The organism is Janibacter sp. CFPM2_SD2 (assembly GCF_057364645.1).
Genome location: NZ_JBNFOF010000029.1, coordinates 1 through 21271 on the forward strand (window position 1 = coordinate 1; position 21271 = coordinate 21271).

Below are 21271 nucleotides of genomic sequence, written 5' to 3' on the forward strand. Positions count from 1 at the left end.
CAGCAGACGGGTGGTGCGCTCGTCGCGCGACGTAGCGCAGACGACGGCCGGCGCGCGCGGCCCGGGCGTGCGCCCCCACGAGGGTCGCGAAGCCGACCTTGTCGACGACCGTGGACTCGGTGAGGTCGACGAGGAGGAGGTCGCCCCCTTCGTGCAGGGCGGCGACGAAGCCCTGCCGCAGGTCGGCGCTGTGCCGGATGTCGAAGGGCACGTGCACCCGCACGCGAGTGGTCCCGGTGCCGCCCACTGGGCTCAGCGCGGTCATTGCGCTCATGACGGTTACCTGCTTTCCCCTGCCGAACCGTTGTCATCCAGTGTGACGTGCGAGACACCGATCCGGCTGCACCCAGCCGTCACGATGCGATCACGTCATCTCCTGCAGCGAGTCAGGACCGCACCGCCGGGCGGTCAGGCGGCCGGGTCTGCCACGATGGCGGCATGGTCAACCTCACCCGGATCTACACCCGCACCGGCGACGAGGGGACGACCGCGCTCGGCGACTTCAGCCGCACGAGCAAGACCGACTCCCGCCTGCAGGCCTACGCCGACGCCAACGAGGCCAATGCCGTCATCGGCGTCGCCATCGCGACGGGCGAGCTTTCGGAGGAGGTCGTCACGACGCTCACCCGGGTGCAGAACGACCTCTTCGACCTCGGGGCCGACCTGTCGACGCCGCTGCAGAGCGACCCGGAGTACCCGCCGCTGCGGGTCAAGCAGGAGTGGGTCGACGAGCTCGAGGCGGACTGCGACCACTACCTGACGCAGGTGGAGAAGCTGCGCTCCTTCATCCTCCCCGGCGGCACCCCGGGCTCCGCCCACCTGCACCACGCGACGACGGTCGTGCGCCGCGCGGAGCGCTCCGCGTGGGCGGCGCGCGAGGACTACGGCACGGAGACCGCCGACGAGCGCGGCGTGGGCGGGGTCAACCCGCTGACGACGACCTATCTCAACCGGCTGTCGGACCTGCTCTTCATCCTCGCCCGCGTGGCCAACCTGCCGATCGGCGGCGACGTGCTGTGGCAGCCCGGCGGCGGCCGCGAGGAGCGCCCCACCAAGGGCGCACGGGCCTAGGGTTCTGCAAACCCTGCAAGACCCTAGGGTCTTGCAGGGTTGATCGACATTCCCCGGGCTCCCGCAGGCGAAGGGGGGTCAGGTCACGTTGACGTTGTGGCCCGGGGGCGCCGACTCCAGCCACGACCGCACGGCCGGGTAGATCTTCGGCTCCAGGGCCAGCCGGGCGACCTCGCTGCCGTGGGTGGTCAGTGTGATGGCGACGGCCGAGTCCAGCCCGGGGATCGAGATGGTCTCCCCCGACGTCGGCGTGGAGATCTCGAGGCCGCGGCGGTGCCAGGACATCGTCGGGTGGGTCGTCACTCCCCCGACGCTGAACCAGTCGAGCTGCTCGGGGCCGAGACGCAGCAGCCCGAGTCGCCAACGGTGCGACTCGGGCAGCTTGACGGCGCAAGGGCTGACGGGTCCGTGGGCGGCCAGCGACCGGCGTCGCAGCCAGAGGACGACGAGCCAGAGCGCGATGACCACGCACCCTGCCAGCAGGACGAGCTCGACCGCCTGCAGGGTGGACATGGGACCTGTGTCAGGCCTTGGCCGGGGTCTGGACGGTCTCGGCGACGATGGTCACGGTGTCGCTGTCGACGGAGAGGAAGCCGCCATCGATCGTGGCGGTCTGCTCCCCACCCTCGGTCTGGATGACGACGTCGCCCTCGACGAGGACGCCGAGCAGGGGGGTGTGGCCGGGCAGGATGCCGATCTCGCCCTCGGTGCTGCGGGCACGGACCATGCTGGCCTCGCCGGACCAGACCTTGCGGTCGGCGGCGACGAGTTCGACGTTGAGGGAGCTCACTGCGGGGTCCTTCGTCTCGGGGTGGTGCGGGAGTCCATCGTATCCCGCACCCGGAGGGGGTCTGCGCGCGCCTCAGGCGACGACGAGCGCGAAGTAGTCCTGCCCCAGCGAGAGGCTGATGATCCGCACGGCTGAGTAGGCCAGCCACAGCACCGTCAGGCCGAGCAGGATGCGGGGGTTGACCTTGTCGAGCAACGAGTGCGTCGGTACCCGCCGCACGAGGGCGTAGACGGTCCACACGACGATGCCGGCGGCCGCGGCCATGGCGACCGGGCCGAAGAGGTTGTACTCGAAGGCGGTCGCGACGTCGCCGTGCGCCAGGTGCACCCACGAGCGGGTCATGCCGCACCCGGGGCAGGGCAGCCCGGTGAGGGTGCGCATGAGGCAGGTCGGTGTCCCGCCGTCGACGGACGGGACGGGCCACAGCCGGGCGATGACCAACCCGACGAGGCTGATCGCGGCGACGACGGGCACGACCCATCGCTCCGCGATGCTGACGCCTCGCGCCAGGTGGACCCGGCCGTGGACCTGCTGGGTCACCGCAGCGGCCGCCCGTCGACGTCGACCATCTTGCGGGTGACCACGAAGATGATGTCGATGATCTGCCAGATGCCCGCGCCACCGCAGGTGAGCAGCTTGAGGACGCCGAGGCCGGTCTGGCCGAGGTAGAAGCGGTCGACGCCGAGGCTGCCGACGAAGATCGACAGCAGCAGGGTCGTCATCCACTCGCGGCTGGAGAAGAGCCCGGGCACCTGCGACGCGGGGAACCAGTTCTGCTGCCCCTCCGCCCGCACCGGGGTGTCGCCCTTGAGCTGGCCGCCGGTCGCCATGCCGGCGAGCTCGGTCAGTCCGTAGGGGCCGTACTCCTGGCCCATGACGTTGAGGTGGTAGCGCTCGCCGCCGGTCAGCTGGGGCGCCTGCTGGTACCCACCCTGCTGCTGGTAGGCACCGTGCTGCTGGTAGCCGCCGGCCGTGGGCTGACCGCCCTGCCCCTGCGGGGCGCTCTGCGCGCCGGGCGGAGGGGGCGGACCGGGCTGCTGGTCGGGGTGCTCACCGGGAGTCGTCATGGCCGCCAGTGTAGGTGCCGCGGCCCCCTTCGCCCCAACGGGTCCGGGGACGGCGACGGCCGCCCCCTTCGAGCGAAGGGAGCGGCCGTCACGGTGACGCGGGGTCGGGTCAGAGGTTCTTCTGGATGTCCGCCCACTGGCGCTCGACGTCGTCGAGGCCACCGCACATGAAGAAGGCCTGCTCGGCGACGTGGTCGTACTCGCCGTCGGCGATCTTGGTGAAGGCCTCGATCGTGTCGCTCAGCGGGACCGTCGAACCCTCGATGCCGGTGAACTGCTTGGCGACGTAGGTGTTCTGCGACAGGAAGCGCTGGATGCGACGGGCACGGTTGACGAGGATCTTGTCCTCCTCGGACAGCTCGTCGATACCGAGGATCGCGATGATGTCCTGCAGCTCCTTGTTCTTCTGGAGGATCTGCTTGACGCGCACCGCGGTGTTGTAGTGGTCCTCCGCGATGTACCGACGGTCGAGGATGCGGCTCGTCGAGGTGAGCGGGTCCACGGCCGGGTAGATACCCATGGACGCGATCTCACGGTTGAGCTCGGTCGTCGCGTCGAGGTGGGCGAAGGTCGTCGCCGGGGCCGGGTCGGTGTAGTCGTCGGCCGGCACGTAGATCGCCTGCATCGAGGTGATCGAGTGACCACGCGTCGAGGTGATGCGCTCCTGGAGGACGCCCATCTCGTCGGCGAGGGTCGGCTGGTAGCCCACGGCGGAGGGCATGCGGCCCAGCAGCGTGGAGACCTCGGAGCCGGCCTGCGTGAAGCGGAAGATGTTGTCGATGAAGAGCAGGACGTCCTGCTTCTGCACGTCGCGGAAGTACTCCGCCATCGTCAGCGCGGACAGGGCGACGCGCAGACGCGTGCCCGGCGGCTCGTCCATCTGGCCGAAGACCAGGGAGGTCTGACCGAGGACGCCGGCCTCCTCCATCTCGACCATGAGGTCGTTGCCCTCACGGGTGCGCTCGCCGACACCGGCGAAGACGGAGACACCGCCGTGGTCGCGTGCGACTCGGGCGATCATCTCCTGGATGAGGACGGTCTTGCCGACACCGGCACCACCGAAGAGGCCGATCTTGCCACCCTGGACGTAGGGGGTGAGCAGGTCGATGACCTTGATGCCGGTCTCGAACATCTGCGTCTTCGACTCGAGCTGGTCGAAGGCCGGGGCGGAGCGGTGGATGCCCCAGCGCTCGTTGACCTCGAGGGTCTCGCCCTCCTCGAGGTTGAGGCAGGCGCCGGTCGCGTTGAAGACCTTGCCGAGGGTGACGTCGCCGACGGGGACGCTGATCGGGCCGCCGGTGTCCTGGACCTGGGCGCCGCGGACGAGGCCGTCGGTGGGCTGCAGGGAGATGGCTCGGACCATGTTGTCGCCGATGTGCTGGGCGACCTCGAGGTTCAGCGTGCGGGTGGTGTCCCCCAGCGCGACCTCGGTGGTGAGCAGGTTGTACTGGTCGGGCATGGTGTCGGCGCTGAACTCGACGTCGACGACCGGGCCGGTGACGCGGGAGATGCGCCCGACCCCACCCGCCTGGGTGGTGTTCTCTTCGGTGACGGTGGCAGTCATGGGTTCTCTCTACCTTCTCACTTGGACTCGGCCAGGGCCCCGGCCCCGCCGACGATCTCGGAGATCTCCTGGGTGATCTCGGCCTGACGGGCCTGGTTGGCCAGTCGGGTGTACTTCTTGATGAGCTCCTCGGCGTTGTCGGTCGCCGACTTCATGGCGCGCTGACGGGCCGCGAGCTCGGAGGCCGCCGCCATGAGGAGGCAGTTGAAGATGCGCGCGTTGACGTAGCGCGGGAGCAGCGTGTCGAGCAGCTCCTCGCCGCTCGGCTCGAACTCGTAGAGCGGGTGCACCTCGTCCTCGCTCGGCTCCTCGACGCCCTCGACGACCTCGAGCGGGAGCAGCCGGATGACCTCGGCCTCCTGGGTGACCATGGAGACGAAGCGGGTGTAGACGACATGGACCTCTTCGACGCCACCGTCCTCGTAGTCCTTGATGAAGTCCGCGACGAGGCGCTCGCCGATCTCGCGGGCGTTCTCGAAGGTCGGCTTCTCGGACGAGCCGGTCCACTCGGCGACGAACTCCCTCTTGCGGAAGGAGTAGTAGGAGACCGCGCGACGACCCACGAGGTACGTCTGGACCTCCTTGCCCTGGTCACGCAGAGCGGCAGAGACCCGCTCGCCCTCCTTGAGGACGTTGGCGTTGTAGCCGCCCGCGAGACCGCGGTCGGCCGCGACGACGAGCACCGCGGCGCGACGCACCGTCTCCGGCTCGGTCGTCAGCGGGTGGTCCTCGTCCGAGTGGGTGGCCACGGCCGAGGCCGCGCGGGTCAGCGCGCGGGCATAGGGCGTGGACTCACGCACCGCCTGCTGGGCCTTGACGACACGCGACGCCGCCATGAGCTCCATGGCGCGCGTGATCTTCTTGGTCGAACTGACGGCCCGGATGCGCTGCCGGTACTCCCGGATCTGCGCTCCCATGTGCTTCCGCCTCTCTGATGGTCTGTGGTCGGCTCACCCGGGGTGGCCGGTCGGGGGTGCTGCTCCCCCGGTCGCGCCGCTGGCGACGCCCGACCGGTGGTGGGTCAGCGCTTCTGCTTGACGATCTGGACCTGCTCGGAGTCCTGGGCGTCCTCGCCCGACTCCTCGGCAGAGCCCACCGGGACGTCCTCGACGTTGGAGGGGGCGAAGGTGTCGCGGAAGCTGGCGATCTCGGCCTCGAGGGCGGAGATCGTCGAGTCCTCGAGCTTGCCCGTCTCCTGGATGCCCTCCATGAGGTCGTTCTTGTTGCGACGCAGGTGGGCGAGGAACTCCGACTCGAAGCGGCGGACGTCCTCGACGGCGATCGAGTCGAGCTCACCGGTGGTTCCGGCCCAGATCGCCACGGCCTGCTCCGGCACCGGGTAGGGGTCGGCCTGCTTCTGCTTGAGCAGCTCGACGAGGCGGGCGCCGCGGGCCAGCTGCTGCTTCGAGGCCGGGTCGAGGTCGGACGCGAACATCGCGAAGGCCTCGAGGGCGCGGTACTGGGCCAGGTCGAGCTTGAGGCGACCGGAGACCGACTTCATCGCCTTGGTCTGCGCGGCCGAGCCGACACGCGAGACCGAGACACCCACGTCGATGGCGGGGCGGACGTCGGAGTTGAAGAGGTCGGCCTGCAGGTAGATCTGACCGTCGGTGATCGAGATGACGTTGGTCGGGATGTACGCCGAGACGTCGCCCGCCTTCGTCTCGATGATCGGCAGACCGGTCATCGAGCCGGCGCCCATGTCGTCGGAGAGCTTGGCGCAGCGCTCCAGCAGACGCGAGTGCAGGTAGAAGACGTCACCCGGGTAGGCCTCGCGGCCCGGCGGGCGGCGGAGGAGCAGCGACATCGAGCGGTAGGCCTCGGCCTGCTTGCTCAGGTCGTCGAAGACGATGAGGACGTGCTTGCCCTGGTACATCCAGTGCTGGCCGATGGCCGAGCCGGTGAAGGGGGCGAGGTACTTGAAGCCGGCGGCGTCGGACGCGGGGGCCGCGACGATCGTCGTGTACTCCATGGCGCCGGCCTCCTCGAGCGTGCCCTTGACGGACGCGATCGTGGAGCCCTTCTGGCCGATGGCGACGTAGATGCAGCGGACCTGCTTCTGCGGGTCGCCGGTCTCCCAGAACTGCTTCTGGTTGATGATCGTGTCGACCGCGACCGTGGTCTTGCCGGTCTGGCGGTCACCGATGATCAGCTGACGCTGGCCACGGCCGATCGGCGTCATGGCGTCGACCGACTTCAGACCGGTCTGCAGCGGCTCGTGGACCGACTTGCGCTGGACGACGCTCGGAGCCTGCAGCTCGAGCTGGCGGCGCTCCTCGGACTCGATGTCGCCGAGTCCGTCGATCGGCTGGCCGAGCGGGTTGACGACGCGGCCGAGGAAGCCCTCGCCGACCGGCACCGAGAGGACCTCGCCGGTGCGCTTGACCGCCTGGCCCTCCTCGATCTTGGAGAAGTCGCCGAGGACGACGACACCGATCTCGTGGACGTCGAGGTTGAGCGCGAGGCCGAGGGTGCCGTCCTCGAACTCGAGCAGCTCGTTGGTCATGGCCGAAGGGAGTCCCTCGACGTGGGCGATGCCGTCACCGGTGTCGGTGACGCGGCCGACCTCTTCGCGGGAGGCCGCGCCCGGGTTGTAGGACCGCACGTAGCCGTCCAGGGCGTCCCGGATCTCCTCCGGACGGATCGAAAGCTCCGTCATGTTGTCTTCTCCTCGTTGCCGGCCGCTGTGGTGGCCGAATATGTGGTCTGCATGGTGGGTCTGGACCCGGGCTCAGCCGGCCAGGTGGCGCTTCGCCTCGTCGAGACGTCGCAGGACGTCCCGTCGACGACCTCGTCGCCGATCTGGACCCGGATCCCGCCGATGACGTCCTCGTCGTGGACGATCTGCAGCTGGACGGGCTTGCTGTAGATCTGCTGCAGCGCGGCGGCGAGCCGGGTGCGCTGCTCCTGCGTGAGGTCGACCGCGGTCGTGACGACGGCGGTCAGCTGCTGACGACGCTCCGCGGCGAAGTCGAGGAACTCCTCGATCGTCCGGTCGAAGCGGCGGCCCCGGGGCGCGAGCACGGCCTGTCGGGCCAGGCGCACAGACTCGGGACGGGCCTTGCCGTCGAGCAGTCGGCTGATGACCTCGGCCTTGCCCTGCGGGTCGCCCTGCCGGTTGGCGAGGGCGTCACGCAGCTCCGGCGAGCCGTCGACGAGGCGCTCGAAGCGGAAGAGCTCGTCCTCGACCTGGTCGAGCGCACCGGCGGCCTCGGCTCCCTTGAGGGTGGCCTCGACGGCGAAGCGCTCGAGCGTGTCGGTGAGGTCGCGCTCCTGGGCCCAGCGCTGACCGGCGAGCACCGAGACGATGCCGACGGTCTCGTTGGACACCTTGCCGTGGAGCAGGCGGGTGACCAGGTCGGACCGGTCCTTGCCCTCGCGGGAGGGGTCGGCGACGCTGCGGCGCAGGGCCGCGTTGTCGTCGAGCAGCCCGGTGACGGCGAAGAGCTCGTCGGCCACGACGGCCGCGTCACCCGACGTCAGCGCGGTCTCGAAGGACTGTCGTCCCTCGGCCACGGCGGCGCGGGAAGAGCCTCGCATCAGGCGTCACCCTGCTGCGTCTGCCCGACCTTCTCCGGCTGGACCTGGCCCGACTCGAGCTCCGCGAGGAAGCGGTCGATGAGGCCCTGACGGCTGGAGGAGTCCTGCAGCTCGTGGCCGACGATGCGACCGGCCAGGTCGGTCGACAGACGACCCACCTCACCGCGCAGCGAGACGGAGGCCTGCTGGCGCTCGGCCTCGATCTGCTTGTGCGCCGACTCGGTGATGCGGTTGGCCTCGTCCTGCGCCTGCCCGCGCATCTCCGCGACGATGGCCGCGCCCTCGGCGCGTGCGTCCTCACGGATCTTCGCGGCCTCGGCGCGGGCCTCGGCCAGCTGGGCCTCGTACTGGGCCTTGGCGGCCTCGGCCTCTGCCTGGGCGTTCTCGGCCTGGGCGATGCCACCCTCGATCGCGGCGTGGCGCTCCTCGTAGGCCTTCTCGAGGTTCGGGGCGACCTTCTTCGCGACGACCCAGAAGAGGATCGCGAACATGATCAGCCCGAAGACGAGCTCCTCCCAGTGCGGGATGAGGGGCATGGTCTCGCCCTCACCCGCCGCGGCGAGCCCCACGACCGTTGACGCGGTTGCGGTGATGTGCACGGGGTACTCCTAGTGACTGGTGCCGGTTGACGGTGCCGTTGCCGGCTGTCGTCAGTTGTTGATGAAGAAGAGCACCAGACCGAAGATCGCGAGCGCCTCGGCGAGGGCGAAGCCGAGGATGGCGATCGGCTGCAGGAGGTTGCGGGCCTCGGGCTGGCGGGCGACACCGTTGATGTAGGCCGCGAAGATCAGACCGACGGCGATGGCCGGGCCGATGGCGGAGAGGCCGTAACCGATGAGGGAGACGGAGCCGGAGATTTCCACGATGATTCCTCTTTCGTGTTTCTGTGATCCGCCGCGAGGTCTGTCCCGCGGGGAAGTACTTGGTGGGGCTATGCAGTTGTGGGTCGGAGTCGACGATCAGTGGTCGTCGGCGACGGCACCGGCGATGTAGCTGGCCGCCAGGAGGGTGAAGACGAAGGCCTGGAGGAACTGCACCAGGAGCTCGAAGATGATCATCACGCCGGCCATGACGAAGGTCGGCAGCGACAGGGCCTGCATGAGGACGCCGTCGCCGTGGAGCAGGAAGTAGAAGGCTCCGGTGACGAAGAGGTAGACGACCATGTGGCCGGCGAACATGTTGCCGAAGAGTCGCAGCGCCAGCGTCAGCGGCCGGGTGATGAAGTAGGTCATCAGCTCGAGCAGGAAGACGAAGGGGACGATCCAGCCCGGCAGGCCCGGAGGCACCATGTGCTTGAAGTAGCCACCGAGGCCCATCCGCTGGATGCCCACCCAGTGGTAGACGACGTAGACGACGAGCGTCAGCGCGATCGGGAATCCGATCTTGCCGTTGACGGGGTTCATCGCGAGAAAGAAGGAGCCGGCCCAGTTGTAGAGCAGGATCGACAGGAAGAGCGTGACCAGCAGCGGGACGAACTTCTTGAACTCCTTGGTCCCGATCATGTCGCGGGCCACGGCGTTGCGCGGGAAGTTGTAGATGCCCTCGAGGAGCCACTGTCCCTTGCTGGGGACGACCGAGGCGTTCTTGCTCAGGGCGAGGAGGCCGATCGACAGAACGGCGGTGATGATGGCCGACCAGGCCATCTGGTTGGTGACCGTAAGACCGCCGACCTCGAAGAGGGGCTGCCAGAAGATCTCGGGGGTCGGCGGCTGGTAGCTCTCCCCACCGGCGGCGGGCAGCGCGAGCGCAGTCAAGGTCACGGGTTCTCCTCGTTGTGTGGCTGGGCAGCCGTCGTCGACCCCTCCGCGGGGTCATCGTCATGGGGTGCCTGAGACGTACCGTATCGGAGCCAGATGATGTAGAGCGACAGAGCCATCCCGGCAAGGATGCCGACGGCGATGAAGCCGGTCACACCGAGCCAACGGTCGACGAGCCAGCCGATCCCCCCGAAGAGGATCGGGCCGGTGATCAGGTAGGCGAGGATCGTCGACCCCATGGCGTCAGCGCGCGATGTGGGGCTCGGTCCGCCGTCGTCCTCGGTCGCGGACCATCGGGCGCGATCGGCCGCGGTCTGCTCGGCCGTTGCCGGCGCCTTGGTGACGAGACGGGCGCGCTCGCCACCCTTAGCTCGGTGAGGGTGGGCGCTCATGCGTGGCCCCCCTGCGGGTAGATCACGTGGCGCGAGCGGACGTAGCCCATCAGCTGGCCGGCCTGGACGAGGACCGTCTCGACGACCGCCGCGATCGCGGCGACCGTCCCGTCGAGCCAGGCGGCCTCACGCAGGACCGCGATGGCCGCGACGAGGACGATGAGCTGCCCCAGGTAGACCAGACCGGCGCCGGCCATGGATGCCGCCGGGTCGCCGGCGACGACGAAGGAGATCGCCAGGACTCCGAGCAGCATCACGAAGAAGGCGAGCAAGGAGCCGGCCAGCGCACTGAGGGCGGCGTCTCCCCCCTTCGCCACGGCCGCGACGGCGGTGGTCAGGACCGTCCCGACGACACCGGCGACGAGGACACCACGGCGCATGCCCGGCACGGGGCTGCGGCGCTGAGTCGTGGTCATCGGCTCACTTCGGGAACGGGAGCACGAGGTGCTCTGGCGGGTCGGACCGAACGGTCCGGTGGGCGCTTGTGAAGTTTACACAAGCGCGCGAGGCCACCAATTCGCCCTGGCCGGCCCTCAGACGTCGAGGCGCTGGCCCTGGGTGTCGTACGTCTTCGGGCGGTGGCCCGGGCGCGAGAACCGCGGCAGCCAGATCGTCAGGACGGCGGCGACGACGAGCATCACCACTCCCCCGATGCCGGCGACGAGCAGGGGCAGGAAGACCAGGCTCACGGCGCCGAGGGCGACGACGGCCGCCCAGAGCCACAGCAGCAGGACCGCACGCCGGTGACCGTGGCCGATCTGGAGCATCCGGTGGTGCAGGTGCTGGCTGTCGGCGTCCCAGGGGCGCTGGCCGCGGGCGGTGCGCCGCGCGACCGCCCACACGACGTCGAGCAGCGGCAGCAGCATGATCGAGATCGGGATGAGCAGCGGCAGCACGGTGGCGGCGAGCGCGTTGGCGCTCACCTGGTCGGGGTTGATCTGACCGACGTTGGAGATCGTCGCGGCCGCGAGCAGCAGGCCGAGGAGCAGCGCGCCGGAGTCACCCATGAAGAGCTTCGCCGGGAAGACGTTGTGCGGCAGGAAGCCCAGGCAGCACCCGGCGAGCGCCGCGGAGACGAAGGTCGCCGAGGAGAAGACGTTGGGCGGGTCGTAGCTGCCCGAGATGAGATAGCTGTAGACGAAGAAGGCACCGGCAGCGATCGCCACGAGCCCCGCGGCCAGACCGTCGAGCCCGTCGATGAAGTTGACCGCGTTGATGCACAGCACGACGACGAAGATCGTCAGCAGCACGAGCAGCGGCGCCGGGAGCACGGTCACTGTGCCCAGCGGCAGCGAGAAGAACTGCACCCCCGCGAAGGCGATGATCGCCGCGGCGACGAGCTGGCCGCCGAGCTTGGTCAGGGCGTCGAGCTCCTTGACGTCGTCGATCGCCCCGACGAGGCAGACGACGGCCGCGCCGACGAGGATCCCGATGAGCTCACCGGTCTCGAAGACCTGCCGCAGGAAGGGCATGCGCGAGGCCGCGAGGGTCGCGGCCGCGTATCCGAAGAACATCGCCACCCCACCGAGGCGCGGGATCGGCACGACGTGGACGTCGCGCTCCCGCACCTCGGTGAAGGCGCCGACGCGCACCGCGATGGTGCGCATCAGCGGGACGAGGACATAGGTCGTCGCGAGCGCGACGAGGAAGACGAAGAGGTACTCCCTCACCGCTCACCCCTCCCCTGCGAGGCATCGAGGCCCCGTCGCGGAGCTCCTCGCACCTCGACCACGGTCCGAAGGGGGATCAGCGCGGGTAGGCGGGGAAGGTGGTGACCAGCTCGCTCACCTGGGCACGCACCTCGCGGGAGACGGCGTGCTCGGGGTCGGCGTCCCCCGTCGTCACGGCGGTGTGGATGAGCTCGGCGATCTTGACCATCTCGTCGGTACCCATGCCCTGCGTCGTGACGCACGGGGTGCCGACGCGGATGCCGGAGGCGACCGAGGGCTTCTGCGGGTCGTTGGGGATGGCGTTCTTGTTGAGCGTGATGCCGGCCGCGTCGCAACGCGCCTCGGCGTCGACACCGGTGACGCCGACACCCTGCAGGTCGAGCAGCGCGAGGTGGGTGTCGGTGCCGCCGGTCGTCGGGCGGATGCCGCGCTTCAGCAGCTCGTCGGCGAGGACCTTGGAGTTGGCGATGACGTCGGCCGCGTACTGCTGGTACTCGGGCGTCGCACACTCCTTGAAGTTGACCGCCTTGGCGGCGATCGTGTGCATCTGCGGGCCGCCCTGCATCATCGGGAAGATCGCCTTGTCGAGCGCCTTGGCGTGCTCCTCCTTGCACACGAGCGCACCGGAGCGGGGACCACGCAGCACCTTGTGCGTCGTGAAGGTGACGACGTCGGCGAGCGGGACCGGGCTCGGGATCGCCTTGCCGGCGACGAGGCCGATGAAGTGCGCCGCGTCGACCCACATGATCGCGCCGACCTCGTCGCAGATCGCGCGGATGCGCTCGAAGTCGAGCAGGCGCGGGATGGCGGATCCGCCGGAGCAGATGACCTTGGGACGGTGCTCCTTGGCCAGGCGCTCCATCTCGTCGTAGTCGACGTCCTCGGTCTCGGGGTGCACGCCGTAGTGGACGGCGTCGAACCACTTGCCCGAGAAGGAGACCTTGGTGCCGTGGGTGAGGTGGCCACCGTGCGGCAGCGACATCGCGAGGATCTTCTCCCCCGGCTGGAGGAAGGCACCGTAGACGGCCTGGTTGGCGCTGGCGCCGGAATGGGCCTGCACGTTGGCGTGCTCGGCGCCGAGCAGGCTCTTGGCGCGCTCGATGGCGAGGTTCTCCGCCTTGTCGACCTCGGAGCAGCCGCCGTAGTAGCGACGCCCCGGGTAGCCCTCGGCGTACTTGTTGCTCAGCGTCGACCCGAGCGCGGTGAGCACCTCGGGAGAGGAGATGTTTTCGCTCGCGATGAGCTGGAGGCCGCCGCGGATGCGGTCGAGCTCGCTGGTGAGGACACCGGCGATCTCCGGGTCGAAGGCGCTCAGGGCGCCGAAGTCGGAGCCGTAGAAGGTGTCGTCGGTCATCGCGGGGCCTCCGTGGGGGTGGTGGGGTCGGTCTGCGGCGGGTCGGTGGGCGCGGCCTGCGCCGTCGCACGGTCTGACGAAGGGAGATCCTCCCACTCGGCGTCGGCGGCGTCACCGCCGGTGCCGTGACGCGGCTCGCGCAGGCGGGCGCTCGGCGGCCGCGACCTCGGGGTCCTCGTCGTCGTAGGTCGGCAGGTCGCCGCGCTGCGGCTCGGGCTCGGACTCGGCCTCTGCCACGTCGGCGACGGGCGACTCCGGCTGGGGATCGGGCTCGGCACCGGGGTCCGCGACGTCGGCAACGCCCTCCCCCGCGTCGTCGGGCCGGTCGAAGCCGACACCGAGGATCTCCTCGAGCCGCTCGCGGCCGACCGCGCCCTGGCGCAGCACGACGGGATGCTCGCCGGTGCAGTCGATGATCGTCGACGGCTCCTGCGCGGCCCGCGGTCCACCGTCGAGGTAGACGCTCACGGCCGGGCCGAGCTGCACGGCGGCGTCGGTGACCGTCGTGGCGGCCGGCTCGCCGGTGCGGTTGGCGCTCGTCACGGCCATCGGGCCGGTCTCGCGCAGCACCTCGAGGGCGATCTCGTCGTCGGGCATGCGCAGCGCGACGGTGCCGGCGGTCTCGCCGAGGTCCCAGTGCAGCGAGGGCTGCGCCCACAGCACGAGGGTCAGCGGACCGGGCCACAGCTGGTCGACGAGGCGCCGGGCCCACTCGGGCACGGCGCGCGCGAGGCCGTCGACGGTGCGCACGTCGGGGACGAGGACGGGCGGGGGCATCTCGCGGCCCCTCCCCTTCGCGCTGAGGACGGCGGCCACGGCCTCGGGGTCGAAGGCGTCGGCCCCGATCCCGTAGACGGTGTCGGTGGGGATGACGACGACCTCGCCGCGACGGACGGCGTCGACGGTCGTCGTCACGCTCTCCTCGCGGTCCCCGGTGGTCGCATCGACGACAGAACTCATGGGACCCACCCTATGCCGCCGGCTCGCGGCGGAACGGGCCCGGTCAAGGAGCCGCCGAATTGGTGACCTCGCTTCGCCCCCACGCGCTCCTCGCGCCGCTAGGTTGAACGACCGCCCACAACCGATCCCCTCGAGGAGGAGAACATGCGAGGCTCAGGTCTCATCTGGACGATCGTCGGCGTGCTGCTGATCATCGTGCTGCTGATGTACATCCTCTGATCTCCCCAGCACCACCGAAGGGGGCGTGGCCGACCGGCCACGCCCCCTTCGTCGTGCTCGTGTGGACTCAGGAGCGACGCGCGGTGGTGGTCCGGGGGCGCCCGGCGAGGTCTGCGTGGTCGGTGGCGTCGAGCCAGGCACCGGTCGCGGACAGGGCTCGCGGCAGGCTCTCGCCCTGGCTGTCGGCGTGCTCCATGACGAGCCGACCGCCGGGGCGCAGCAGGGCCGCCGCCGTCGCCGCGACGGCGAGGGGGAGTCGCCAGTCCGTCGGCGCTGCCGCCGTAGAGCGCGAGCTCGGGGTCGTGCTCGGCGACCTCCGGCTCGAGCGGCACCATGCCCACGGGGATGTAGGGCGGGTTGGAGACGACGACGTCGACCCGGCGACGAGGTCGGCGAGGTCGGGGACGGTGGCGGGGGTCGGCCGTCGCCGTCGGCGGCCACGAGCCGGACCGGCAGCCCGGTGGCCTCGACATTGCGCGCGGCCCAGGCCAGGGCGAGCTCGCTGAGCTCGACCCCGACGACCTCGGCGGCGGGTGCCTCGTCGGCGACCCCGAGGGCGAGCGCCCCGGACCCGGTGCACAGGTCGACGACGACCGGCGCGTCGAGCCCGTCGAGCGCCGCCAGCACGTGGTCGACGGCGGCCTCCGTCTCGGGGCGGGGCACGAAGACCCCGGGCCCGACGTGCAGCTCGAGCCGGCGGAAGGGGGCGGTGCCGGTGAGGTGCTGCAGCGGCACCCGGGTGGCGCGCTCCTCGACGAGCGCGTCGAGCCGCCGCGAGGTCATCTCGTCGAGGTCGGCACCGAGCAGCATCCGGCGCTCCACCTCGGCCCGGTCGCAGCCGAGCGCGTGCGCCGCGAGGAGCAGCGCATCAGGTCGCGGGGTCGGCACGCCCGCAGCGGTGAGCGTGGCCGTGGCCACCCCCACCGCCGAGCGAAGGGAGGTCACTCCCCGTCCCCGGCGAGAGCCGCGAGCCGCGCCTCCTCGTCGGCCTGCACCGCGGAGTCGATCACCGCGTCGAGGTCGCCGTCGAGCACGGTGTCGAGCCGGTTGGCCTTGAAGCCGGTGCGGTGGTCGCTGATCCGGTTCTCGGGGAAGTTGTAGGTGCGGATCCGCTCCGAGCGGTCGACGGTGCGCACCTGCGAGGCGCGCGCTCCTTCGCCTCGGCGGCCGCCTCGTCCATCGCCATCTGGTGCAGCCGGGCGCGCAGCACGCGCATCGCCGACTCCTTGTTCTGCAGCTGCGACTTCTCGTTCTGGCAGGAGACGACGGTGCCGGTCGGCAGGTGGGTGATCCGCACGGCCGAGTCGGTCGTGTTGACCGACTGCCCGCCGGGGCCCGAGGAGCGGTAGACGTCGATCTTCAGGTCGTTGGGGTCGATCTCGACCTCGACGACGTCGCCGACGTCGGGCATGACCCACACGCCGGCCGCGGAGGTGTGGATACGACCCTGGCTCTCGGTGACGGGGACGCGCTGGACGCGGTGGACTCCCCCTTCGTACTTGAGGCGGGCCCACGGGGCGGCGCCCGGCTCCGGCGTGCCCTTGGCGCCGACCGCGACCCGCACGTCCTTGTAGCCGCCGAGGTCGGACTCGGTGGCGTCGAGCAGGCGCGTGGTCCAGCCGCGCTTCTCCGCATGGCGCAGGTACATGCGCAGCAGGTCGCCGGCGAAGAGGGCGGACTCCTCTCCCCCTTCGCCCGCCTTGATCTCGAGGATCACGTCACGCTCGTCGTCGGGGTCACGCGGGATGAGCAGGCGGCGCATCCGGTCCTCACCGGCGGCGACCGCCTCCTCGAGCGCGGGGACCTCGGCGGCGAAGGCCGCGTCCTCCGCGGCCAGCTCGCGGGCGGCCTCGAGGTCACCGACGGCCAGGTCGAGCTCGCGCTGGGCCGTGACCACCGGGGTCAGCTCGGCATAGCGCCGGTTGACCTCGCGCAGGCGGTCGGGATCACCGATGACGGCCGGATCGGCGAGCGACGCCTCGAGCTCGGCGTGCTCGGCGAGCAGCGCCTCGACGGACTCGAGCACGGTGGCCTCCCGGCGGTCGGTGGGTGGAGCGGAGGTGGAGGGGTGGTGGAAACGACTGATGCGCCGGCCAGCCCTGTGGGCTGACCGGCGCATCGAGTGGGTTACTTGGCCTCGGTCTTCTGGCCGTAACGCTTCTGGAAGCGGGCCACGCGACCACCGGTGTCCATGATCTTCTGCTTGCCCGTGTAGAAGGGGTGGCAGTTGCTGCAGATCTCGACGCGGATCTCGCCGCCCGGCTTGGTGCTGCGGGTGGTGAAGGTGTTGCCGCAGGTGCACGAGACGCTGGTGGCCTCGTAGGTGGGGTGGATGTCCTTCTTCACGTGGTGCTCCTTGGTCGTGTCGTCCGGGTCGGCGTTGCGCCCTCGCTGGGGCCGACAACTGCGAGCGTCTGTGCCGCGTGCCGTGAACCGGACCAGCAGTCGATTGTGCCAGAGCAGGCACGGTGGTCCAAACACGACGTCGGTCCCGGATGTTCCCGTGCGGGCGCACCCGGCTGGGGCAGGATGGGCGCATGGCACCTCGAGCCCCCCGCCTGCCCCGCCGCACCACCCGTGACCGGCGAAGGGAGCCCGTGCCCGGGCCCGTGGAGGGCTCGGTGATCCGGCCGGCCACGGCCGGCGACATCGGCACCATCGTCGCCCTGCGGGCACTGATGTTCGAGGCGATGGGCACCTCCTCCGAGGAGGTCTCCGACATCGGCTGGCAGCAGGACGCCGCCCGCTGGCTGCAGCTGCGACTCGGTGAGGACGACGTGCGGGTCGTCGTCGCCGAGGCCCACGGCACCGTCGTCTCGTGCGCCATGGGTCAGGTCACCGACCTCATGCCGGCGCCCGGCCGCCGCGGCACGGGTGGCCTCGTGTCCAACATCGCCACCTTCCCCCGGCACCGTCGCCTGGGCTTCACCCACGCCGTCGTCGCCGAGCTCATCGCGTGGTTCGAGGACGAGACCGACGTCGAGGTGCTCTCGCTCAACGCGACCGAGATGGGGCGCGACATCTACGAGGACTTCGGCTTCGCCGAGGCCACCTTCCCCGAGATGCGCCGACGCATCGACCGCACCTCCCCCGAGCTGGACGCCACCACCCCCGACGAGGCCTGACCTCCCCCCTTCGCATTGCCCACCGGCAATGCAGGCTCGGGCACCCCCAACTTCGCAAACCCTAGGGTTTTGCAGGGTTGGCCGCCCCTCAACTTCGCAAAACCCTAGGGTTTTGCAGGGTCGGGGGCGAGGGTGATCGTCACCGTCGTCCCCTCCCCTTCGACCGAGTCGAGGGTGACGCCGCCGCCGTGGGCCCGGGCGATCGTCTCGACGATGACCAGGCCCAGACCGGTGCCGGGCACGTGGCCCTCCTGGGCGTTGGACGCCCGAAAGAAGCGGGTGAACAGCCGCTGCTGGTCGGCAGCGGGGATGCCCATGCCCGTGTCGGAGCAGACGATGCGCACCTCGCCGCCCTCCTGCCGGGTGGTCAGGCGCACCTGCCCACCCGCGGGCGTGAACTTCACGGCATTGCTCACGACATTGCCCACGGCACGCTCGATCTGCACCGCGTCACCGTGCACGAGCAGCGGCTCGTCGCCGTGGTCGAGGACGAGGTCGACGCCGGCGGCGCGCGCACCGGCTCGAGCTGCTCGACGACCCTCGTGGCACCGCACCGCACGTCGTGCTCCTCGTGCGTCCGCTGGACGGCACCGCTGTCGAGCCGGTTGAGCAGGAGCAGGTCGTCGATGAGGCTGCGCAGCCGCTCGACATTGCGCGAGATGACCCCGAGCGCATTGCCCTGCGGCGCGGTGAGCTCGCCGAGGTCGCCGTCCTCGAGCAGCTCGAGGTATCCCGCGATCGAGGTCAGCGGGGTGCGCAGCTCGTGGCTCGTCGTCGCGGTGAAGTCCGACTTCTGCTGGTCCAGCTCCTCGAGCGAGGCGACGTAGCGCTGCTCGACGAAGGTGTGGGCCGCGTACTCGGCGACCCGCTCCATCGCCTGGACCTCGGCCTGGTCCCAGTCGTGCGGCGCGAGAGTCGCCACCGACAGCGCGCCCACCGGCTCGTCGCCGAAGAGCAGGGGGTGCAGCACCCAGCCCTCGAGAGCCTCTCCCGCCGCCACCTTCGGCAGGGGCCGCGGGAAGGTCGCGGTGACCTCCCGCCGGTCCCGGGCCCGCAGGATCGGGGTGTCGGCGAGCAGTCGGGCCAGCCCCGGGATGTCCAGCTCCTGCACCGCGGCGGAGAAGTTCTCGCCGCTGGAGCTCCAGCTCCCGATCCGCTCGGCGGTGCGGGTCCCGGTGAGCCGGTAGATCGAGACGGCGTCGACCCCGAGGCCCTCGCCCAGCCGGGCGCACGCGCTGTCCCAGCCGCCGTCCCGGGCGGTGAGCAGTCCGGGCACGCTGCCGGTCACGCGGTAGAGGTCGATCCGACGTTCGCGCTCCCGGTGCATCGACGCATTCGACTCCGCGAGCGTGTTGAAGGCGCCCGCGAGCGCGATGACCTCGTCGGCGCCGTCGGTGACGTCCGCCCGCTCCAGCGTCGTCCCCGTCTGGTGCCCGGTGACGACCCGGTGCAGGGCCTGCAGCGGCCGCGCGAGTCGGCGGTGGGTGCGCCGCGTCTGGCCGATCGTCACGACGAGGGCGACGAGCGCCGCGCCCCCCATGACCGCCACCCCGCCCGTCATGAGCAGCCCGTAGCGGTCACGCCGCTGCTGCCGGACCTCGGTGATCTGCGTGACGAGGGCGTCGTGCTCCCGCTCGACCTCGGCGAAGGCCGGCGCGGTCTGCCGCAGGGGCGCCCGGGAGGGAGACCTCATCTGGGCGTCGGCGAGGCGGAACCACTCGTCGGCCGCGGCGATGAAGTCCTCGACCCTCCCTTCGTCCATGTCGGCGCGCTCGGCCCGCTGCAGCAGCACCGCCTCACCCCGCCGGAAGTCGTCCCTGGAGGCGACGTAGTCCTCGCGGAAGGTCTCCTCCTCGGTGAGGAGGTAGGCGCGATAGCTGCCCTGGGCCTCGGAGACGGTGATCCGCATCTGCCCGCTCTGCTCGTTGAGCGGACTGATCGTGCGCGTCGTCTCGAGCACCTCCTGGCGGATGACGAAGATCGAGGCGATCGACAGCAGCGACATGACGAGGATGACGAGCGAGAGCACGATGACGAGGCGCTCGAGCACCCGGGCGACGGTGTTGCGAGGGCTCATGACGTCGTCTCGTCACGGGTGTCGAAGCCGGTGCGGGTCATCGTCCCCCACTCGTGGCGGCTCCCCCGCAGGCTCTGCCACCACCCTTCGAGCCGCCAGACGGCGGTGGCCTGGCGGTAGCCGACGTTTTCGACCACGGCCGAGGCGAGGGTGCTCAGCAGATCACGCCAGCGCGGGTACTTGTGGAAGCTCAGCTCCTCGACGGTCATCGCCGCGAGCGTCACCAGCCCCGCGTAGCCGTAGGCGACGGCCATGAAGAGCAGGAAGTAGCCGACATCGACCACCCCGAGCAGCGAGCCGACGACGACGAGGACGAGGCCGAAGAGCTCGAGTGCGGGGGCGAGCAGCTCGAAGACCCAGTAGTAGGGCACGGCGATCATGCCGACCCGACCGTAGCGCGGGTTGAACAACATCGAGCGATAGGCCCAGAGGGTCTCCCACAGCCCGCGGTGCCACCGGCGGCGCTGCTTACGCAGCACCTTCGTCGTCTCGGGGACCTCGGTCCAGCAGATCGGCTCGGAGATGAACTCCACCCGGTAGTCACGCCGCTGCCGTCGCATGTGACGGTGCACCCGCAGGACGAGCTCGAAGTCCTCGCCGATGCTGTCCGGGTCGAGCCCACCCACCTCGACGAGCGCGTCCCGACGGAAGATCCCGAAGGCACCGCTGATGAGGATGAGCGACTTCAGCCGTGACCAGCCGCTGCGCCCGAGGTGGAAGGCGCGCAGGTACTCGACGACCTGGATGCGAGCGAGCCAGTTGCGCGACATCCGCACCTCGGTGACCCGGCCGCCCCGGACGACGCAGCCGTTGACCGCCCGGATCACTCCCCCGCCGGCGACCATCCGCACCGGGTCCTCCGCGAAGGGCCGCACGACGGCGAGCAGGGCGTCGGGGTCGAGCACGGAGTCGGAGTCGACGAAGACGACGAGGTCCTGGGTGGCGAAGTTGACCCCGACGTTGAGCGAGTCGGAGCGCCCGGAGTTGGGCTTGCGCACGACGTCAGCCGGGTGCGGCCGTTGCGGGGCACGTGCACGGAGGTGGCGTGCTCGCGCACCGCGAGGTCCTCGGGCATGCGACGCGGCACCTCGACGAGGTCGAAGGTCTCCCGCAGCACCTCGAAGCCCCGGTCGCTGCTGCCGTCGTCGACGATGACGACCTCGTGCCGCGGGTAGTGCAGCGCGAGCATCGCCTGCGCCGCGACCCGGATGCCGGCCTCCTCGTTGTACATCGAGGTGACGACGCTGACCCCGGGCACGAGCCCGGAGCCGAGGAGCTCCTCGCGGCCGGCGAAGGGGAGCTGCCGGGACGAGCGTCGGAACTCCAGTGCCGCGGCGACGACGAGGACGAGGTAGGAGGTGTTGATGATGAGGAAGTAGACGAGGACCGGGAGCGCGATGGCCCCGAAGATCGCCTCGACGACAGGGGTGACCGGCTCCAGGACCTCGTCCATCAGCCTCGGCCTCGCCGCAGCTGGTGGACGGCCAGGCCGTATGCCGCGGCCTGGCCGGAGGCGCCGGCGTCGTCCCCGTGGGCCTCGAGAGCGGCGATGCCGGCCGGTCCGTGGTCGACGAGGATCTCGGCGACGAGCTCACCGAGCCGCGGGTCGTCGTCACCGAGGAGATCCGCGAGAGCGGCCACGGCGACCGGACCGCCGAGCTCGCCGAGGGCGAGGGCCGCCGCCA

Annotated in this window: 24 protein-coding genes and 3 pseudogenes; 2 read left to right on the forward strand and 25 right to left on the reverse strand. The window is 70.6% G+C overall.

Going from position 1 to position 21271, the window contains the following annotated elements:
• Nucleotides 1–274: STAS domain-containing protein (locus AC2W7J_RS04660; RefSeq protein ID WP_485981606.1), on the reverse strand; the 274-nt coding region annotated here is incomplete at its 3' end.
• 164 nt (nt 275–438) lie between these two features.
• On the opposite strand from AC2W7J_RS04660, the gene AC2W7J_RS04665 reads away from it, so the two are divergent.
• The gene (locus AC2W7J_RS04665) at nt 439–1071 is read left to right on the forward strand and encodes a cob(I)yrinic acid a,c-diamide adenosyltransferase (protein WP_485981607.1); all 633 of its coding nucleotides are present in this window, start codon (nt 439–441) and stop codon (nt 1069–1071) included.
• Between the two features lie 78 nt (nt 1072–1149).
• Here AC2W7J_RS04665 and AC2W7J_RS04670 read toward each other — a convergent pair whose 3' ends face one another.
• The 19 genes and pseudogenes from AC2W7J_RS04670 to rpmE all read right to left on the reverse strand — a co-directional run bounded on the left by AC2W7J_RS04670 (nt 1150) and on the right by rpmE (nt 16730).
• Nucleotides 1150–1584 carry a DUF2550 family protein gene (locus AC2W7J_RS04670; RefSeq protein ID WP_485981608.1) on the reverse strand — a complete coding sequence of 145 codons (435 nt, stop codon included), beginning with the start codon at nt 1582–1584 and terminating at the stop codon, nt 1150–1152.
• A gap of 10 nt (nt 1585–1594) precedes the next feature.
• A complete protein-coding gene (locus AC2W7J_RS04675; RefSeq protein WP_255185626.1) occupies nt 1595–1861 on the reverse strand; it encodes a F0F1 ATP synthase subunit epsilon in 267 nt (88 codons plus the stop codon).
• Nucleotides 1862–1933: 72 nt separating this feature from the next.
• The gene (locus AC2W7J_RS04680) at nt 1934–2401 is read right to left on the reverse strand and encodes a DUF2752 domain-containing protein (protein WP_255185625.1); all 468 of its coding nucleotides are present in this window, start codon (nt 2399–2401) and stop codon (nt 1934–1936) included.
• Entirely contained in the window at nt 2398–2928 is a 531-nt protein-coding gene (locus AC2W7J_RS04685) for an NINE protein (RefSeq protein WP_485981609.1), read from the reverse strand. The genes AC2W7J_RS04680 and AC2W7J_RS04685 overlap by 4 nt, the downstream gene beginning before the upstream one ends.
• A 109-nt stretch (nt 2929–3037) precedes the next feature.
• Nucleotides 3038–4492, reverse strand: a complete 1455-nt coding sequence (gene atpD, locus AC2W7J_RS04690; protein ID WP_421006973.1) for a F0F1 ATP synthase subunit beta — start codon at nt 4490–4492, stop codon at nt 3038–3040.
• Between the two features lie 17 nt (nt 4493–4509).
• Nucleotides 4510–5409, reverse strand: coding sequence for a F0F1 ATP synthase subunit gamma (locus AC2W7J_RS04695; RefSeq protein ID WP_255185622.1), 900 nt, complete (start codon nt 5407–5409; stop codon nt 4510–4512).
• Between the two features lie 104 nt (nt 5410–5513).
• Complete coding sequence (atpA, locus tag AC2W7J_RS04700) at nt 5514–7151, reverse strand: F0F1 ATP synthase subunit alpha (protein ID WP_485981610.1); 1638 nt, start codon at nt 7149–7151, stop codon at nt 5514–5516.
• Complete coding sequence (locus tag AC2W7J_RS04705) at nt 7148–8032, reverse strand: F0F1 ATP synthase subunit delta (RefSeq protein ID WP_485981611.1); 885 nt, start codon at nt 8030–8032, stop codon at nt 7148–7150. The genes atpA and AC2W7J_RS04705 overlap by 4 nt, the downstream gene beginning before the upstream one ends.
• Nucleotides 8032–8631, reverse strand: a complete 600-nt coding sequence (locus tag AC2W7J_RS04710; protein ID WP_421006976.1) for a F0F1 ATP synthase subunit B — start codon at nt 8629–8631, stop codon at nt 8032–8034. Before AC2W7J_RS04710 ends, AC2W7J_RS04705 begins: the two co-directional genes overlap by 1 nt.
• 51 nt (nt 8632–8682) lie before the next feature.
• Entirely contained in the window at nt 8683–8895 is a 213-nt protein-coding gene (locus tag AC2W7J_RS04715) for a F0F1 ATP synthase subunit C (RefSeq protein WP_421006977.1), read from the reverse strand.
• A 96-nt stretch (nt 8896–8991) separates the two neighbouring features.
• On the reverse strand, nt 8992–9792 hold the full coding sequence (gene atpB, locus AC2W7J_RS04720) for a F0F1 ATP synthase subunit A (RefSeq protein WP_485981612.1): 801 nt from the start codon (nt 9790–9792) through the stop codon (nt 8992–8994).
• On the reverse strand, nt 9789–10181 hold the full coding sequence (locus AC2W7J_RS04725) for an AtpZ/AtpI family protein (protein ID WP_421006979.1): 393 nt from the start codon (nt 10179–10181) through the stop codon (nt 9789–9791). The genes atpB and AC2W7J_RS04725 overlap by 4 nt, the downstream gene beginning before the upstream one ends.
• Nucleotides 10178–10597 carry a hypothetical protein gene (locus AC2W7J_RS04730; protein ID WP_485981613.1) on the reverse strand — a complete coding sequence of 140 codons (420 nt, stop codon included), beginning with the start codon at nt 10595–10597 and terminating at the stop codon, nt 10178–10180. Before AC2W7J_RS04730 ends, AC2W7J_RS04725 begins: the two co-directional genes overlap by 4 nt.
• Nucleotides 10598–10714: 117 nt before the next feature.
• Nucleotides 10715–11851, reverse strand: coding sequence for a glycosyltransferase family 4 protein (locus AC2W7J_RS04735; protein ID WP_427802961.1), 1137 nt, complete (start codon nt 11849–11851; stop codon nt 10715–10717).
• Nucleotides 11852–11927: 76 nt separating this feature from the next.
• Complete coding sequence (locus AC2W7J_RS04740) at nt 11928–13205, reverse strand: serine hydroxymethyltransferase (RefSeq protein WP_427802962.1); 1278 nt, start codon at nt 13203–13205, stop codon at nt 11928–11930.
• 111 nt (nt 13206–13316) lie between these two features.
• Nucleotides 13317–14165 carry an L-threonylcarbamoyladenylate synthase gene (locus AC2W7J_RS04745; RefSeq protein WP_485981614.1) on the reverse strand — a complete coding sequence of 283 codons (849 nt, stop codon included), beginning with the start codon at nt 14163–14165 and terminating at the stop codon, nt 13317–13319.
• Nucleotides 14166–14318: 153 nt separating this feature from the next.
• Nucleotides 14319–15329 (reverse strand): N5-glutamine methyltransferase family protein, encoded by a 1011-nt coding sequence (locus AC2W7J_RS04750; RefSeq protein WP_485981615.1) that lies wholly within the window; start codon nt 15327–15329, stop codon nt 14319–14321.
• A pseudogene (gene prfA, locus AC2W7J_RS04755) lies at nt 15326–16410 on the reverse strand (peptide chain release factor 1). The gene AC2W7J_RS04750 and the pseudogene prfA overlap by 4 nt, the downstream one beginning before the upstream one ends.
• 101 nt (nt 16411–16511) lie before the next feature.
• Nucleotides 16512–16730, reverse strand: a complete 219-nt coding sequence (gene rpmE, locus AC2W7J_RS04760; protein ID WP_072623991.1) for a 50S ribosomal protein L31 — start codon at nt 16728–16730, stop codon at nt 16512–16514.
• Nucleotides 16731–16921: 191 nt separating this feature from the next.
• On the opposite strand from rpmE, the gene AC2W7J_RS04765 reads away from it, so the two are divergent.
• Nucleotides 16922–17509 (forward strand): GNAT family N-acetyltransferase, encoded by a 588-nt coding sequence (locus tag AC2W7J_RS04765; RefSeq protein ID WP_485981616.1) that lies wholly within the window; start codon nt 16922–16924, stop codon nt 17507–17509.
• Between the two features lie 104 nt (nt 17510–17613).
• Here AC2W7J_RS04765 and AC2W7J_RS04770 read toward each other — a convergent pair whose 3' ends face one another.
• The 5 genes and pseudogenes from AC2W7J_RS04770 to AC2W7J_RS04790 form a co-directional block, all read right to left on the reverse strand.
• Nucleotides 17614–17955, reverse strand: a complete 342-nt coding sequence (locus AC2W7J_RS04770; RefSeq protein ID WP_485981617.1) for a sensor histidine kinase — start codon at nt 17953–17955, stop codon at nt 17614–17616.
• On the reverse strand, nt 17922–19586 hold the full coding sequence (locus AC2W7J_RS04775; RefSeq protein WP_485981618.1) for a histidine kinase dimerization/phospho-acceptor domain-containing protein: 1665 nt from the start codon (nt 19584–19586) through the stop codon (nt 17922–17924). The genes AC2W7J_RS04770 and AC2W7J_RS04775 overlap by 34 nt, the downstream gene beginning before the upstream one ends.
• On the reverse strand, nt 19583–20584 hold the full coding sequence (locus AC2W7J_RS04780) for a glycosyltransferase family 2 protein (protein ID WP_485981619.1): 1002 nt from the start codon (nt 20582–20584) through the stop codon (nt 19583–19585). Before AC2W7J_RS04780 ends, AC2W7J_RS04775 begins: the two co-directional genes overlap by 4 nt.
• 161 nt (nt 20585–20745) lie before the next feature.
• Nucleotides 20746–21039 (reverse strand): annotated as a pseudogene (locus tag AC2W7J_RS04785) (glycosyltransferase family 2 protein); the annotation flags it as partial.
• Nucleotides 21039–21271: pseudogene (locus AC2W7J_RS04790) on the reverse strand (HEAT repeat domain-containing protein); the annotation flags it as partial. The pseudogenes AC2W7J_RS04785 and AC2W7J_RS04790, both read right to left, overlap by 1 nt.

What these genes read in the sequence shown, in the direction of transcription:
- AC2W7J_RS04665 (WP_485981607.1), top strand. Translation starts at nt 439, where the DNA reads ATGGTCAACCTCACCCGGATCTACACCCGCACCGGCGACGAGGGGACG.
- AC2W7J_RS04670 (WP_485981608.1), bottom strand. Translation starts at nt 1,584, where the DNA reads ATGTCCACCCTGCAGGCGGTCGAGCTCGTCCTGCTGGCAGGGTGCGTG.
- AC2W7J_RS04685 (WP_485981609.1), bottom strand. Translation starts at nt 2,928, where the DNA reads ATGACGACTCCCGGTGAGCACCCCGACCAGCAGCCCGGTCCGCCCCCT.
- atpD (WP_421006973.1), bottom strand. Translation starts at nt 4,492, where the DNA reads ATGACTGCCACCGTCACCGAAGAGAACACCACCCAGGCGGGTGGGGTC.
- AC2W7J_RS04695 (WP_255185622.1), bottom strand. Translation starts at nt 5,409, where the DNA reads ATGGGAGCGCAGATCCGGGAGTACCGGCAGCGCATCCGGGCCGTCAGT.
- atpA (WP_485981610.1), bottom strand. Translation starts at nt 7,151, where the DNA reads ATGACGGAGCTTTCGATCCGTCCGGAGGAGATCCGGGACGCCCTGGAC.
- AC2W7J_RS04705 (WP_485981611.1), bottom strand. Translation starts at nt 8,032, where the DNA reads ATGCGAGGCTCTTCCCGCGCCGCCGTGGCCGAGGGACGACAGTCCTTC.
- AC2W7J_RS04725 (WP_421006979.1), bottom strand. Translation starts at nt 10,181, where the DNA reads ATGAGCGCCCACCCTCACCGAGCTAAGGGTGGCGAGCGCGCCCGTCTC.
- AC2W7J_RS04730 (WP_485981613.1), bottom strand. Translation starts at nt 10,597, where the DNA reads ATGACCACGACTCAGCGCCGCAGCCCCGTGCCGGGCATGCGCCGTGGT.
- AC2W7J_RS04740 (WP_427802962.1), bottom strand. Translation starts at nt 13,205, where the DNA reads ATGACCGACGACACCTTCTACGGCTCCGACTTCGGCGCCCTGAGCGCC.
- AC2W7J_RS04745 (WP_485981614.1), bottom strand. Translation starts at nt 14,165, where the DNA reads ATGAGTTCTGTCGTCGATGCGACCACCGGGGACCGCGAGGAGAGCGTG.
- AC2W7J_RS04765 (WP_485981616.1), top strand. Translation starts at nt 16,922, where the DNA reads ATGGCACCTCGAGCCCCCCGCCTGCCCCGCCGCACCACCCGTGACCGG.
- AC2W7J_RS04775 (WP_485981618.1), bottom strand. Translation starts at nt 19,586, where the DNA reads ATGAGCCCTCGCAACACCGTCGCCCGGGTGCTCGAGCGCCTCGTCATC.